The following is a 13679-nucleotide window of genomic DNA, read 5'->3' as shown; positions in this document are numbered from 1 at the left end:
TACATATGCAAGAGGTTTAATCTATTGATTCATTTTGAGTTATGAGGATATAAAGAAAATGGAACCGAAATTAGAATTTTTTTACATAATTAATGGGAACGAGCAATCAACGAGACCGATATTAGATCTATCAAAAAGAGAGCATATCTTAGGCGCTCTCGAAGAAGAAGAAGAAGCTACAAAGAATTTATGGTTGATAGATGCTTTCATTAACATAGTTGAACCCAACGCCAATACTTTCCCAAGATCAGATAAAAGAAAACCTGCAGAGCTTTTGATTAAATCAAAAATTAATGTTACTGATATATGGTTGATGAAAGATGATGAAAGTATTTTCGTATTTCCGTAGACCCAAGTAGCAAACCTTCTTTCGGAAAGAATACAGTTAAGAAGAATGGCTATGTTCTCTCCGAATAGAGGGTATATTCTTTCCGGAAGCCTAACAAAGTAAATAGGTCTCCGTACCTATAGTACTCCACCAAAACACACCATTATAGTAAAGATAAAAAACATATAGATCTTAAAAGAGAAAAAGAAAATAGATTTTATATTAATATTTATTAAGTAGTCTAAAACAATAATAGTTCTTAAATAATTAATAGAGGTCTTACTTAAACACTATATTACTATTAAACTACTCGTTCATTCTTCACTCATAAGAGCAAGGTCAAGAGCTAAAACCTTTTTCTTTTTAGATCTTATTATATATTAAGTTCTTTAAAGGCATTCGCTCACGCTCACTATAATAGTTTTACACTAATACATTCTCTCAATGCTTACGCATTATTATATAAACATTGTTTAAGTCACTGTATAACCGCTTCGCTTAAAATAGTAACTTCTATTATTATTGTGTTGTTGTGTTTATTGTATAACATATCTATTTTGTGACTGACGTCACCAGTGTGTTTACTCTTTACTATAATACATACTAATAAGATTCACATGACAAGACTAAGCTCGTACCTCACTTAATACTTGTGTTCATCTAACTATTATTGTGTTGGAACTATTATTGTTATTACTATATAAATCTCTCATGATCTCTTCAGGATGATATTTACATCACCTGTAATACAGGTAGCTCTCTATGCTTCTCTGAGAGGTGTTGTAACTATACTAGTGTATTTGCTTAGGTGTATTAACCTAGTAGCTCTCAGAGGGGCTTAGGGGTGAACGTGGTTAACGAAACTTAACTATATTTTATATTATGCTAATAATCAAAACATAAACAGAATTAACCTTAACATTCTCTTATTAAAACCTCTTTATATTAAAATTAATATCCGTTATAAAACTCTTTAGAGGTATAAACTCTGAAGGTATAGAACCTACCCCCTACCAGCTGCTATAATGGCAACAGTAACCACAGTTAAACTACAAAAGCAACAATTAATTGCTCAAAACAACAAATAAACCTTGACTTGGTTCACATAAAATGAGATAATATAAGTATAGGGTAAGGAAAGTTACGAATACCTTCTTCTACTCTGCAATCTCTTCTTAAATGCCTCTTCATACAATCCATTGCATTGCCACTTTCACTATCTGCCTTTTTAAAAGGAATAACAGATCGGTGGTTATTTGCTGTGGATGAAACAAATACCCGTTATTACAGGTGGTGTAAAACATCATCCCCACGGAGACAATAAAAACAAATAAAAGGAACACTAATGCTCAATGAAATAAACATAACTAAATACCCACCTCTTACACAATTAACTTTTTCCAAGTTGGTTAATGGTGGGGCAAATATAAAATCTGTATTAATGACTAAGTACAGACGACAGAAAGTAAAAAATTGGTCAGAAGTTATTGACCTCTCGATTGCAATCGAACTTTATAGAATTTACTTAAATATTCAGGAGAATAAATAGTGTTTGAACTGCTTGTAATAATCCTCAGAGACATTTTGAACTCATAACTACATGGGAAATATAATATGAAAATGACATTAGACGCTGAAATTAAAGACTTGTTGTTTCCTGACTGTAGAGACAATGACATCAAACCAACTAAATTAGTAAAAGCAATTCTACTAGCCCACTACAACCAGATCCCAAAGGATAAAATTTATGAAGAATCAAAAATCAAATAAAACTCAGTTCGATATTACTAACGAAATTATTCAATCTACTAACCCTGAATTGAAAGGTACTGAGAAAGCTGTATTGGTAACCTTATCATCTTATTTAAATGACGAAGGTAATAAAGGCGTATTTAAAGCATCACCTTCTAGAGCAACATTATCTAGTAAAAGTTCATTTGGTCTCAGCGCCATCGACCGCGCACTTAAAAAATTAGAAGACCTAAATTACATCTCTTCTGAACAACGTATGGATAACTCAAAGGTATATACATGGAAAGGGTTCGAGGCTGAGAAGACACCAGAAGTATTAGCTTTTGAAAAAGCTCTTGTACGTAAACGTGAAGCTAAGAAAGAGTTTGATCGTGTTAGGGGTGCCAACCTTGGACGTAATAATGCAGAAGTTAAAAAACTTGAAGGGCTTCTTGAAATTAACTCTTGTGAGAAACTAGAGGAAGAACTCAAGCTCGTTAAAGAAGCTAGAAGTAAGAACGTTTACTTTAGAGAATATGAACCTTACACAACCTTTAAGACTGACACACGTAAAAAGTACTTCACAGCAGCAGATCAACCAACCCATGTTGAGACTCCGAAGCTGATATTCTCTAAGAAAGCTAATTCAACACAAAATGAAGACTTCACAGAAGAACGTCAGGAAGTTGTTTTCTCAGAAGTTGAACAAGTACAAGAGGTACAACAAGAACCACAAGGTGATAAAACTCTACTACAACCTTTTATCAATCCATTTATAAATATTAATGATTTAGGTATCACTTCAATCGGTTATTATGCTGCCCCTATCGCCCGAGGTGAGCTTGATAAAGAAACATTAAACGAATATATCTCTATTATATATAAACTTGATTGGGAGGCTTACAACCCCTCACAAGAGGTTATAGATTCAATCTTAAATATACTAACAAAGGTTGAAGAAAAAGAATTACCACTTGCAACACCAACTAAAAATACTTGTAGTGAATGTGGTTTAGAAATAGATTCTCACGGATTTTGTTTTAATGACGATTGTTTAAACGGGTCTAATAACATTCCATTCTAAATAATACATAACCTTGGTGTATTTCAACACCAATAATAAATAAAACTCATAACATAGCAATCACACTATTTCTAATGTGGGATTGAGCACATCTAAACAAACAGGAAGGAAATTAATGACAACATATACTACAAAAAACCTGCAACAACTTTATCTAGTCCAAAGACGAATCCGAAAAATAGAATACATATTAAACAAAAGATTAACCCCCGAATGGTGGAATGAAACGACTAACGAAATTGGTCTGTTCTATGACGATAATACAAGCTACTGGAATGAAGAGCATAGGGCTATCTTTGTTGAATATTATCAGCAGCGCCACATTGAGAAGACTGAAAAAATTCAAGAGGACTTAAATTCAATCCATGAAGAATATATACAGTTAGAATTAAAAAATCCTGATTTATTTATATATTCTACTCAATTCGACTTGTAATAGTTTCATTTAAAACTGTCTATATCATTACTCAATTTTTATTATATAGATATCACCTAACCCTACAGAAAATATAAGTAAACATTACTATTTAGGAATAAATAAATGAGTAATATCAAAATAATATGCAAAGATTTATGCATTAAATCAACTTTAGAAAATCTACCTCTTACCTTTCATGAAAAAGAAAAATTTAGACTATTTACTGATAAATACTTTATCGATGATTACATGACTATTTTTGTTAATCCATTTTGTAATAGCTACTTAGTAAATGATGTACGTAATCTAAACATCTTCATCAAGGAATTTAAGGAAATTGCTAGTAATAGAAATGTAATAAAGAGCCTTGAGGGTTGTGAAGGATTGATACCTTACTTATCAGCAGCAGTTGGTAAAAAACGTATTCATCTCGTGAGGTGGCGTGACGGGTCATTTTGGGTCAACGGTGAGAGAGTCTCTTTTTTGTGTCAAGAAGGGCTAAGTGCAAAGACGCACGCAAGATGCACAGATACTCAACCATCTCGTATAAAGCACTTAGAGGATTACACAATTTCCACAGGGTATTCCTCAACCGTGACTGAATTGTAGCACGCAGGTTACTCACCTACCGAGATTGCAACCTATTTGAGCTTGCATGTACCGACTTATGGACTTGAATCAGAACGACACGATAGTTTTACGTTAACTTATGCAGAAGCAGGAGAAGACGTACACGAGGTTCAAAAAGCTTATCGTGAACAATATAAAGAAAGCTGTCCAGAATCCCAAAGCAAGCAATAATATTTAACTTCTGTTAATCATGGAGTTAAAAAGTTGATTATTCTTATCTATCTCCCTAAATCTAATACTCTTTTAACACTTAAGTTATTTGTACGAGGTGTATTTTTGTACGAGATTTTACAAAAACGGAGTATGAGAGATGACAAGTTATTTACTACAACTAATCATAAACATTTTAAAAACAGAGGGATTAAAAAAGTCGAAAAAAAAATGCACTATATGTACTTATATTCACGCTTAGAAAACACCCGAAAGTTTTTAACGTGTTCGATAATAATAATATTAGCGAGGTCGGATTGGCTATAGATTGGCTTTGTTCTAACCCTGAAATCACAGGGACATACCCTAACGATGTATTTAGAGAAGATTTGCGTGTAATGCTTAGAATGTGTGAACACAATTTTAGTAAAAAAGTTGTTGGAGAAGTTCAGCTACTTCTTGCATGAAAAAGTTAAAAAAAAATCCTTCACTTGATGAAGGATTCATTACTTGTATTGCTAGTTACAGACTAATATACATTTTAATATAACAATTAATATCATAATCTATTGACATTGACTTATAGTAAAAAAACTTAAATACTAAGCCCTTTAGTACCAACACATTTACAGAAAATCATATAGATTTTTGCACAGATAACCCACTGATTTTGTGGATAACTGAGAAAAGATCCAGAACGATTAGATCGAAGGCTGTTGATATCTTGATGATACCATCTTATAAATACTATTTTTAACTACTAAAATCAATAAGATAAATGTTATTACAGGTGTTATGAGCCAAAGATCAATATGCCATTGAGGATCACTGTCAAACACTTGTAGCATAATCAATGAACTGAGTAAGTCAGAGATCATACTGGAAACCAACCCTGCGACAAGCGCCATTACGCCGAACTCGGCCCATAGCGTCATGGTGATGGTTTTACGGCTCGACCCTAAGATTCTATAGAGTGACATCTCTTGAGTTCGTTGGGCCAAACTTAGCTTCAGTAATGTCGCAATTAACAGAACCCCTGCAGCGACACCAAATAATGCCAAAATGGAAACGGCGGAGACTATCTGATTCAGCAAGCCTTGGATTTTCTCCAACATCGACGACATATCCACAACACTCACAGTAGGATACATCTTTGACAATTCGTTCAGCCGTTCTTTTTCCTGATCGCTGATTCGATAGCTCACCAACCAGGTAGCTGGAAACTCAGCCATCACATCGGGCGTAAAAATAAAGTAGAAATTAGGTTTCATTTCACGCCATTCGACCTGACGAATAGAATTGACCTTAGCACTAAAATCGCGACCATTGATCGCAAAAGTTAAACGATCACCCAGTTTTAGGCCAAGATCTGATGCGACTTCAGATTCAACAGAAACCCCATCATTTCCAACCCACTCGCCTTCTAATACCCCATTGTATTCGGGAAGGTCATTTGCCCAAGTAAAGTTGACTTCACGCCTCAAAGAGTCACTAGTTTGTTCTCCTCCCGCGTATTCTTTGGCATCGGAACCATTAATATGAGTGACACGACCGCGAGCGATAGGAAACATCGGAGAAGAATCCAATCCTTGTAACTTCGCTTGATACGCGTCTTTGTCCTGATCGGCAATATTAAATGCGAAAACATTCGGCGCATTTTCAGGAATGACGCGATTCCAATCAGAAAGTAAGTCACTTTTCACCAACCACAATGTTGTTAGGAGCAACAAAGATAAGGTCAATGATCCCAATTGCATCCCCGAAGTTACGGGGGTTCGGTTTATACGGCTAAGTGCTAGTTTTAGAGGTGCTCTCACGGTCACATAACCCATCAGTTTAAACAAGCCCAAACTAATACACCCTAGCAACACAATCAGCAGGACAATAGCGAGAATAATTAACCATATTATCGGGTTATTGCCGTACGCGACCAATCCAACCACAATCGTAGGTAGCAACAATAGCCACCACTTCGGATCAAATCGTGTATTCTGCACCGTTTGAATAACCGCCATTGCAGGTAGATTGATCAAACGTAAAATAGGTATTCCCATTGCCGGTATAGAGACTGCAATACAAGTCAATATCGCCACTGTGAATGGTTGGCCACCAAGAGAAGGTAATGGGTCGGGAAGAAGATCCGCCATAGGAATCCGTAAGATATATTCAAAACCCAACCCAAGTGCGACACCAATAACCATGGCCACAGAAAGAAGTATTGCAATTTGTGTTAATAACCACGCTGAAAGCCAACGTTTGTTTGCTCCCAAACTTTTCAGCATTGCGATTGTTTTACGACGAGATTGCGCATAGTGATGACAGGTTAAAAACTGCGTTGCACTTGCCATGAGAACCACAATAACGACCACCAGAGATAAATATTGCTGCGTCTTGGTAAAAATATCCGTGGTACGACTGCGCCGATCAGTATCTCGCCATTCATCTCCCGGTCCTAATTCCACCCCCTGCTTGAGTAATGCTATTTGCTCGGCATCACCATCAATAAAAAGGCGGTATTGAACACGGCTACCAATTTGTGTTGCCCCAGTTTTATCAATGTCGCTTGCGTGCATAAATACGGTGGGTCGTTGACGGAAAGGATTGAAATTTAATCCAGGCTCCTCGCTAATGACACCGGAAACCTTCGCGGCAAAATCCCCAACGGCTGCTTCTTCTCCCGTTTTAGCCTTTAAAGACGCGGCTAGTTCAGGATCTAGCCATAACTGACTTGAGGAAACAGAAGAAAATTCCGTCCCATTTTGATCAAGAACTAAATTCCCTTGCAACGGAAAAAGATTTTCTACCGCTTTTACCGTCACGAGCTTCATTTCATCACCCACAAACATCATGCTGGTGAAGCGAGTCATTAAGCTTGAAGTTAAGTCCCTTTCTTCTAGCTGATCGAGCAGTGTTGCAGGAATAGGGTTCGATGAAACAAAAACGATGTCGGCCATCAACGCATCTTTGCCTTGTTTGATGACGACTTGCTCCATCCTGTACGCTAACGACGAAAGTGCAAATACACTCGCGACAACCAAAATCATCGCCATTAAAACAGGCCATAAGTCACCTTGGCGTACTTCTTTCCAGCTCCATCGGAATAAAGCTTTTGCTAGTGAAGCGTTCATCTATTCGACCTCCCGCAATACACCAGATTCCATATGTAATCGTCGATCACAGCGAGCAGCAAGCGCAAGATCGTGAGTCACCAACACGAGGGTTGTTCCATTTGACTGATTGAGTGAGAACAGTAACTCTATGATTTTGTCTGAAGTAGCGCTATCTAGGTTTCCTGTAGGCTCATCAGCGAATAAGATTTGTGGATTAAGCATAAAAGCACGAGCAATAGCTACGCGTTGTTGTTCACCACCAGATAATTGAGAAGGTAAATGGTGAATACGTTTACCTAAGCCCACCTGTTCAAGCAATTTTGTTGCTCGCACTGGATCTTCATTATCTCCTCGTAAAAGTGAAGGCAATGTCACATTTTCTAACGCACTTAAGGTAGGGATAAGTAAAAAGCTTTGGAAAACAAACCCTATTGACTGACTTCTTAACTGAGCACGTTGTTCATCGTCCATCGCATTCATCGACTTACCCATAATCGCGACGTCTCCTTCACTCGCGGTATCCAATCCGGAGATTAACGTCATTAATGTCGACTTACCTGCCCCTGAAGTCCCAACTATCGCCACACTCTCTCCAGCAAAAATCTCAAAATTTGCATCAGAAATGATTGTTAATTGTTCTTCATTAGTAGAGACTATTTTTTTTACTGAATTTACTGCAATAATTGGAGAATTCATGATTCGACTGATTTCCTTTATGTCATTATTTATTTTATCAGCACAAGCGCACTGTTCGTCGCTTCTCATTCTTGGTGATAGCTTAAGCGCCGGCTACCAAATGGCATTTGAAAAAGCATGGCCAACATTATTAATTGAAGAAATGGAACAACTCGATACTCCTGTTACTGTCATCAATGGTAGCGTATCAGGCGATACCACTGCCAATGGGGTGATCCGTCTGCCTTCTTTGCTCAGTCATCACCAACCCCAATTTGTTTTGATAGAGCTCGGTGCGAATGATGGTTTGCAAGGTTTTAACCCTTCGATTGCTCGAAACAACCTGCAGAAAATCATTGACCTTGTAGCGCAATCAGGTGCAACCCCAATTCTGATGCAAATCCGAATTCCAACCAACTATGGTCAACGCTACAGCGATTCTATCAAGAATCTTTACCCAGAATTGGCCAAAGAAAATAGTATCAACCTAATACCATTTTTCCTTGAAGGTGTGATTACAAAACCTGGCTGGATGAAACAAGATGGCATTCACCCGAATGAGCTTGCCCAGCCATGGATTGCTCAATTTATGGCAACACACCTTGCGCCTATAATCCAAAGTTCGACAACTAATTAATTATACGACAATAGGAATTGTTTGCATTTACTAGTGTTTACAACAATATATTTACTGCGTTAACTCAATGATATTTACCAAGATTTACAATAGTGTTAACGCAGACTGAGTTCTACCATATTAAGTAACTTATTATCTCTAAACATAACGAGCTGAAAATTATAATATTTTATTTAAATCAGCTTGAACAAAATTATATATATCCTCATGTCTCGTCTGAAAGACTTATTCTCTCCAAAGTAGCAAATGAAAAATACATCTCATTTTTGAGAGGTTATTAATAATCATGTTTATATGCGATGTTTAAAATGTGAATATTTGCTAATATTTCCACTTATTTTTCAAAGAAACATTTCGAGCAAGATGAAGGTAATAGAAACAAAAACAGGCACTTTAGCTACTGGCGTACATTATTCTGAGGCAAACGCTCTCAGAGGTTCACGTCGTGCTTTAGTTATAATTCAGTGACCGAATCATGATGAAGAAACTATTTGGTAACTGGCGCATTATTGTCGATTCAATATCTGATTATTTGGATGTTTCAACGATCGAAATCGTGCTCTGCCAAGACGAGCGCACAGAGATCATTTGTCGCAGTAAAAATCTTAACCAAGTCGGCGATACTAACTATATTGATGTTGAGAACATTAAAAACGCTCTTTTCCATTCGCTAACGCCAACTTCCTGCAACGAATTCATGGAAGGTCAAATAATTCAAAAGTCTGAATCCATTTGGTATTGCGGCATAGCCTTGTGTGATCCTCAACTAAAACCATTTGGTTTACTACTGATTGCTGATAATAAACCGCACCAACTACAAGATTCGCATTACCTACTTCTCAATAGCTATAAGTTGATTATTGAAGCTCAATTGAAAATGGAAATACAAGAGATAGAAATTAATCAACTCAAGATTAGTTGCGGGCAAGAACTGTCAACGGCGCTAGATACACCATGTAACTTAGTCACCGACGCGCTAAATCAAGAGATTATTAAACGAAAAAGTGTCGAAGAAGAACTCAATTACCATCGATATTACGATACAGGGACAGGGTTTCTTAATCGATTCGCTTTAGAAGTTGAGTTAAAAAATCACTTTTCCAACACAAAAAATGTGCAACCATTTGCACTTATTCATATTGGATTTAGCAATGCCAAAAGCCTACAAACGCGATTTGGCTATAAAGAATGGGAAACGGTATTAACTCAATACCACGATCGCCTAAAAATACTGGAAAATACCACTGGTATAAAAATAGCACGCCCAAATTCCATCGATCTTGCGCTGTTGGTTCGTTCTCACAATCTCCATCATCAGGTTGAGTCAATTTGTTCCCAGCTTCTAGCAATTAACAAGTCTGTTTTTAATATTCATAATCAAGTAACCCATTTACACAGCTATATTGGGATTTCTACATCACATAACAGTTCATCCGTCGATGAGATACTTGATCAAGCATCCTCTGCAATGTTGTCATGTCGAGATTCCGGATTAAGTCACTGTTATCATTCTCAAGCACTATCTGACTCCCAATCTCACCACCATCAATTGGAAGATTATTTGCTGCAAGCGGTTCGCAATGAAGATCTCATGCTTTATTTTCAGCCTAAAGTTTGTGCGAAAAGTAAACGTTGGACTGGTGCAGAAGCCCTGTTACGTTGGAGTCACCCTACATTAGGCGATATATCCACTGAAACATTAATCCATATGGCGGAAAAAAATGGTCTTATTTTTGAAGTCGGGAGCTTTGTTCTAAGAACTGCGATAGAAAAAGCGAGCCAATGGGTTGGCCACATTAATGACTTTAAGATGGCTGTCAATATTTCGGCTAAACAGTTAAAAGATGTTCGATTTGTTGAGCAAGTTAAGCAGCTACTTAAGGATTACAAACTGCCACCTCATTTCCTCGAGATTGAAGTGACCGAAAGCAGCTTAATCACAGATGAACATATAGCGTCTGACACTCTAAAAGTATTGCACAAGCTTGGCGTCACAATATCACTCGACGACTTTGGTACTGGATATGCTTCGTTCAACTATTTAAAAAAGTTTCCGTTTGACTGCATAAAAATCGACAAAAGCTTTATTCATCCACTTGAACATAGTGAAGACGATCGGGAAATTGTGCGTTCAATAATCCAAATTGCGAAAATTCTAAAGCTGAAGGTGATTATTGAAGGAGTCGAAACGAAAGAACAAGAAGCCTTTCTTATGGGAGAAGGCTGTGACTATAACCAAGGTTTCTTATATGGTCATCCAATGCCCGCTGACGATTTTGAAAATGGCTTAATCAATCAATATCCGTCTTTTAGCCAAACATGGACGCGTCACTGAGTACGTTTGTACTACCCCAGTTCCATTGCATTCGCTATAATCAGTTCAAATTTAAAATTAGAGTATTCATTTACTCTAATTTTTTTGTTCAACAACAGCGAAAGGCTCCATGGATCATTTAATCTCAATTCTTAAACCATTAGAAAAACAGAACTTTCGCGCCTATCAGAAGATAAAAGGCCAGTATGAATTTGGAGATTTCTCCCTAATCATTGATCATGTCCAAGCAGACCCTTATGCCTCATCATCGAGGTTTCGTAGCATAAAGCCATGGGCTCCGAGTGGACTTGGATGGTTGAGAGAAAAATCGCAACAGTACCAAATCGCAGCTCGAGATTACATCGCTCGTCATTTTGCTCAATTGGCCCATAGAGACAATGCATTGCAAATGGCAAGCAGCGGACAAGTAGTGCTAAATAGTACCTCTGTCGTTTTTACTGAAGAAGGTATCGAACTTAGATTTCGCGTAAACCTGCCTGCTGAAGGACGAGATATTTTAGGTAAAAAAGCCGTCAACCTCCTCACCTTTCACTTACCAAAATATATTCGCCGTAGTACTTCCGAACGTGAATTGGACATTGAAGCCCTCGAACGTCACTGCGAAGTCATTGAAGATCAGGCCTATCTAAGAGAACAACTTGCTCAACATGAGCTAGTTGCCTTTGTCGCCAATGGAAGTCTATTACCGCGAACATCGGGTAACAGTGATACGCCAATGAAAGAGGCTATCCTTTTTCAATCGCCTGAATCAATGCAAATAGAGCTCGACTCTATTTATCATGGCAAAATTAGCGGAATGGGGATAAAGAAAGGGATAACCTTGATCGTTGGTGGCGGTTTCCACGGAAAATCTACACTTCTCACTGCGTTACAAAAAGGCATCTACAACCACATTCCCGGAGATGGTCGTGAATTTGTAGTCACAGATGAAAGTGCTGTAAAAATCCGAGCTGAAGATGGACGCTGCGTTCATGAGCTTGATATTTCAAATTATATCAATCATTTACCACTAAAGCGTGATACTCACTGCTTTAGCACACAAGATGCTTCTGGCTCAACGTCGCAAGCTGCTTGGCTGCAAGAAGCGTTAGAGGCAAACTCAAAAACACTTTTGATCGACGAAGATACCTCAGCAACCAACTTTATGATCCGTGATGAGAGAATGCAGGCTTTGGTCAACAAAGGTGACGAGCCCATTACTCCTTTAGTCGATAGAATCGGTCAACTAAAAGAAGAAGCAGATATATCGACAATTATCGTTATGGGTGGGTCGGGAGATTATTTGGATCTTGCAGATTGTGTCATTCAAATGCATGACTACAATGCGCTGGATCTCACTGATAAAGCGAAACAAGTGGTCGCGCTTCATCCTTCAACGCGTACCAATGAAAGTGAAGCGAAACTCTCTTTTCCAAATGCCCGTTCGATTCGAGTTAATCCTCTAGAGAAGTTGCTCAAGGAAGGTAAATATCGCGTATCTTCAAAAGGAGAGAAGTTTCTCCGTTTTGGTGCTGAATCTATTGATTTAACCGCACTAGAGCAGCTTGAATCTAACCAAGAAATTAACGCAATAGGTTGGCTATGGTTCCAGTTAGTACAACAAGGTCAAAATATTGTACCAACTTCTTGCTTTGAAGCCATGCTTGACGATGATTGGTACGCTAGAATGCCGCCACATGGCGATCTTGCCAAACCTAGAAGCATCGATATTTTAGCGGCGCTTAATCGATTGAGAAAAGCGCAGTTCTTATCAAATTAAACTATGCCTCTCTATCAACGAGCCTATAGACAGAGTACAAATGCGAATTAAGCTTGGTCATTGTGTCTTAACACATGCCAAGCTTCACACATAAGCCTAAACTGCTCAACATCACCATCATCTCTATCAGGATGCCAACGTAAAGCGAGTTTTCGCCAACGTTTTCGAATATCTGAGAAACTCGCGTCGGAAGATAACTGAAAAAGATTCAGCGCATGAGTCCGGTCCATATTGAGCGCTGGACCACAGCCAACATAATCACGGTACTGCTGCCAAAATTGATTCAACAAACGCTTTACTTCTGTATCTGATGTTTCGTAGTTGGCCCAATCGGTATAGTAGCTACGTAAAGGGTCTTCAACATCAATACCCATCCGTTGACTATCTGTAGCAGATTCTTGAGATGACAATACAATATTCATCGAGTTAACTTGCAGCCAGTTGTCGGGTAACAGCGCCTCTTGAAGCTGGTATAAGCCATTCATGATGAGAAAGTTTCGCTTAAACATATCTCGGTCTGGTGACGCATCAAGATCGGAAATATAACCCTGTTCATTTAGTTTCGCTGCGAGCGTATGCACTTTCCAAATTTTCGGCTCACTACGCAGCACGTCAAAGATAGGCCAAACTAAAGGATTATCCATCAACGCTTGTTCTGTCACTATCGTATCTTGGATCGAACTCATCAACATTGCCTCCTAGCAATCCCACTATTGAACTGCAATCGTCTAAGTTTGTCGACTGTTCAAATCAATAACACGCAATATCTGAGGTTAAGATCAAAAAATTAATTGTACATTGTTCGATTGGGTAGCATAATGA

The 13679-nt window shown here is 38.0% G+C and carries 12 protein-coding genes; 9 read left to right on the top strand and 3 right to left on the bottom strand.

The features are described 5' to 3' along the window. The first annotated feature begins 58 nt into the window (after positions 1-58). The 6 genes from ACWU4D_RS04365 to ACWU4D_RS04340 all read left to right on the top strand — a co-directional run bounded on the left by ACWU4D_RS04365 (position 59) and on the right by ACWU4D_RS04340 (position 4808). Entirely contained in the window at positions 59-349 is a 291-nt protein-coding gene (locus ACWU4D_RS04365) for a hypothetical protein (RefSeq protein ID WP_456050172.1), read from the top strand. Between the two features lie 1593 nt (positions 350-1942). Beyond that, positions 1943-2098 (top strand): hypothetical protein, encoded by a 156-nt coding sequence (locus tag ACWU4D_RS04360; protein ID WP_456050171.1) that lies wholly within the window; start codon positions 1943-1945, stop codon positions 2096-2098. Continuing rightward, positions 2076-3143, top strand: a complete 1068-nt coding sequence (locus tag ACWU4D_RS04355; RefSeq protein ID WP_456050170.1) for a helix-turn-helix domain-containing protein — start codon at positions 2076-2078, stop codon at positions 3141-3143. The genes ACWU4D_RS04360 and ACWU4D_RS04355 overlap by 23 nt, the downstream gene beginning before the upstream one ends. Before the next feature lie 115 nt (positions 3144-3258). Beyond that, positions 3259-3579, top strand: a complete 321-nt coding sequence (locus ACWU4D_RS04350; protein ID WP_456050169.1) for a hypothetical protein — start codon at positions 3259-3261, stop codon at positions 3577-3579. A gap of 105 nt (positions 3580-3684) precedes the next feature. Then, positions 3685-4170 carry a hypothetical protein gene (locus ACWU4D_RS04345; protein ID WP_456050168.1) on the top strand — a complete coding sequence of 162 codons (486 nt, stop codon included), beginning with the start codon at positions 3685-3687 and terminating at the stop codon, positions 4168-4170. Positions 4171-4625: 455 nt separating this feature from the next. Continuing rightward, positions 4626-4808, top strand: coding sequence for a hypothetical protein (locus tag ACWU4D_RS04340; protein WP_456050167.1), 183 nt, complete (start codon positions 4626-4628; stop codon positions 4806-4808). Between the two features lie 234 nt (positions 4809-5042). Here ACWU4D_RS04340 and ACWU4D_RS04335 read toward each other — a convergent pair whose 3' ends face one another. Together ACWU4D_RS04335 and ACWU4D_RS04330 are read right to left on the bottom strand one after the other, a co-directional pair. Continuing rightward, a complete protein-coding gene (locus ACWU4D_RS04335) occupies positions 5043-7469 on the bottom strand; it encodes an ABC transporter permease (RefSeq protein ID WP_456050166.1) in 2427 nt (808 codons plus the stop codon). Beyond that, positions 7470-8147 carry an ABC transporter ATP-binding protein gene (locus ACWU4D_RS04330; RefSeq protein ID WP_456050165.1) on the bottom strand — a complete coding sequence of 226 codons (678 nt, stop codon included), beginning with the start codon at positions 8145-8147 and terminating at the stop codon, positions 7470-7472. It abuts the gene before it with no gap. Between ACWU4D_RS04330 and ACWU4D_RS04325 the strand changes: the two genes are divergently transcribed. The 3 genes from ACWU4D_RS04325 (at position 8146) to ACWU4D_RS04315 (ending at position 12857) form a co-directional block, all read left to right on the top strand. Next, complete coding sequence (locus ACWU4D_RS04325; RefSeq protein WP_456050164.1) at positions 8146-8763, top strand: arylesterase; 618 nt, start codon at positions 8146-8148, stop codon at positions 8761-8763. The two genes, ACWU4D_RS04330 and ACWU4D_RS04325, sit on opposite strands and share 2 nt — an antisense overlap. A gap of 475 nt (positions 8764-9238) precedes the next feature. Next, the gene (locus tag ACWU4D_RS04320; protein ID WP_456050163.1) at positions 9239-11098 is read left to right on the top strand and encodes a putative bifunctional diguanylate cyclase/phosphodiesterase; all 1860 of its coding nucleotides are present in this window, start codon (positions 9239-9241) and stop codon (positions 11096-11098) included. Positions 11099-11207: 109 nt separating this feature from the next. Continuing rightward, on the top strand, positions 11208-12857 hold the full coding sequence (locus ACWU4D_RS04315; RefSeq protein WP_456050162.1) for a P-loop domain-containing protein: 1650 nt from the start codon (positions 11208-11210) through the stop codon (positions 12855-12857). A 47-nt stretch (positions 12858-12904) separates the two neighbouring features. On the opposite strand, the gene ACWU4D_RS04310 is transcribed toward ACWU4D_RS04315, so the two are convergent. Next, a complete protein-coding gene (locus ACWU4D_RS04310; RefSeq protein WP_456050161.1) occupies positions 12905-13543 on the bottom strand; it encodes a DNA-J related domain-containing protein in 639 nt (212 codons plus the stop codon). Between the last annotated feature and the right edge of the window lie 136 nt (positions 13544-13679).

It is taken from the genome of Vibrio phycocola (assembly GCF_053850235.1).
Note: the sequence above shows the minus strand (reverse complement) of the source record. Positions and strands in the feature narration are given on the sequence as shown.

Coding starts and splice junctions, on each gene's coding strand:
- ACWU4D_RS04365 (WP_456050172.1), top strand. CDS start 59: ATGGAACCGAAATTAGAATTTTTTTACATAATTAATGGGAACGAGCAA.
- ACWU4D_RS04360 (WP_456050171.1), top strand. CDS start 1,943: ATGAAAATGACATTAGACGCTGAAATTAAAGACTTGTTGTTTCCTGAC.
- ACWU4D_RS04355 (WP_456050170.1), top strand. CDS start 2,076: ATGAAGAATCAAAAATCAAATAAAACTCAGTTCGATATTACTAACGAA.
- ACWU4D_RS04350 (WP_456050169.1), top strand. CDS start 3,259: ATGACAACATATACTACAAAAAACCTGCAACAACTTTATCTAGTCCAA.
- ACWU4D_RS04345 (WP_456050168.1), top strand. CDS start 3,685: ATGAGTAATATCAAAATAATATGCAAAGATTTATGCATTAAATCAACT.
- ACWU4D_RS04335 (WP_456050166.1), bottom strand. CDS start 7,469: ATGAACGCTTCACTAGCAAAAGCTTTATTCCGATGGAGCTGGAAAGAA.
- ACWU4D_RS04325 (WP_456050164.1), top strand. CDS start 8,146: ATGATTCGACTGATTTCCTTTATGTCATTATTTATTTTATCAGCACAA.
- ACWU4D_RS04330 (WP_456050165.1), bottom strand. CDS start 8,147: ATGAATTCTCCAATTATTGCAGTAAATTCAGTAAAAAAAATAGTCTCT.
- ACWU4D_RS04320 (WP_456050163.1), top strand. CDS start 9,239: ATGATGAAGAAACTATTTGGTAACTGGCGCATTATTGTCGATTCAATA.
- ACWU4D_RS04315 (WP_456050162.1), top strand. CDS start 11,208: ATGGATCATTTAATCTCAATTCTTAAACCATTAGAAAAACAGAACTTT.
- ACWU4D_RS04310 (WP_456050161.1), bottom strand. CDS start 13,543: ATGAGTTCGATCCAAGATACGATAGTGACAGAACAAGCGTTGATGGAT.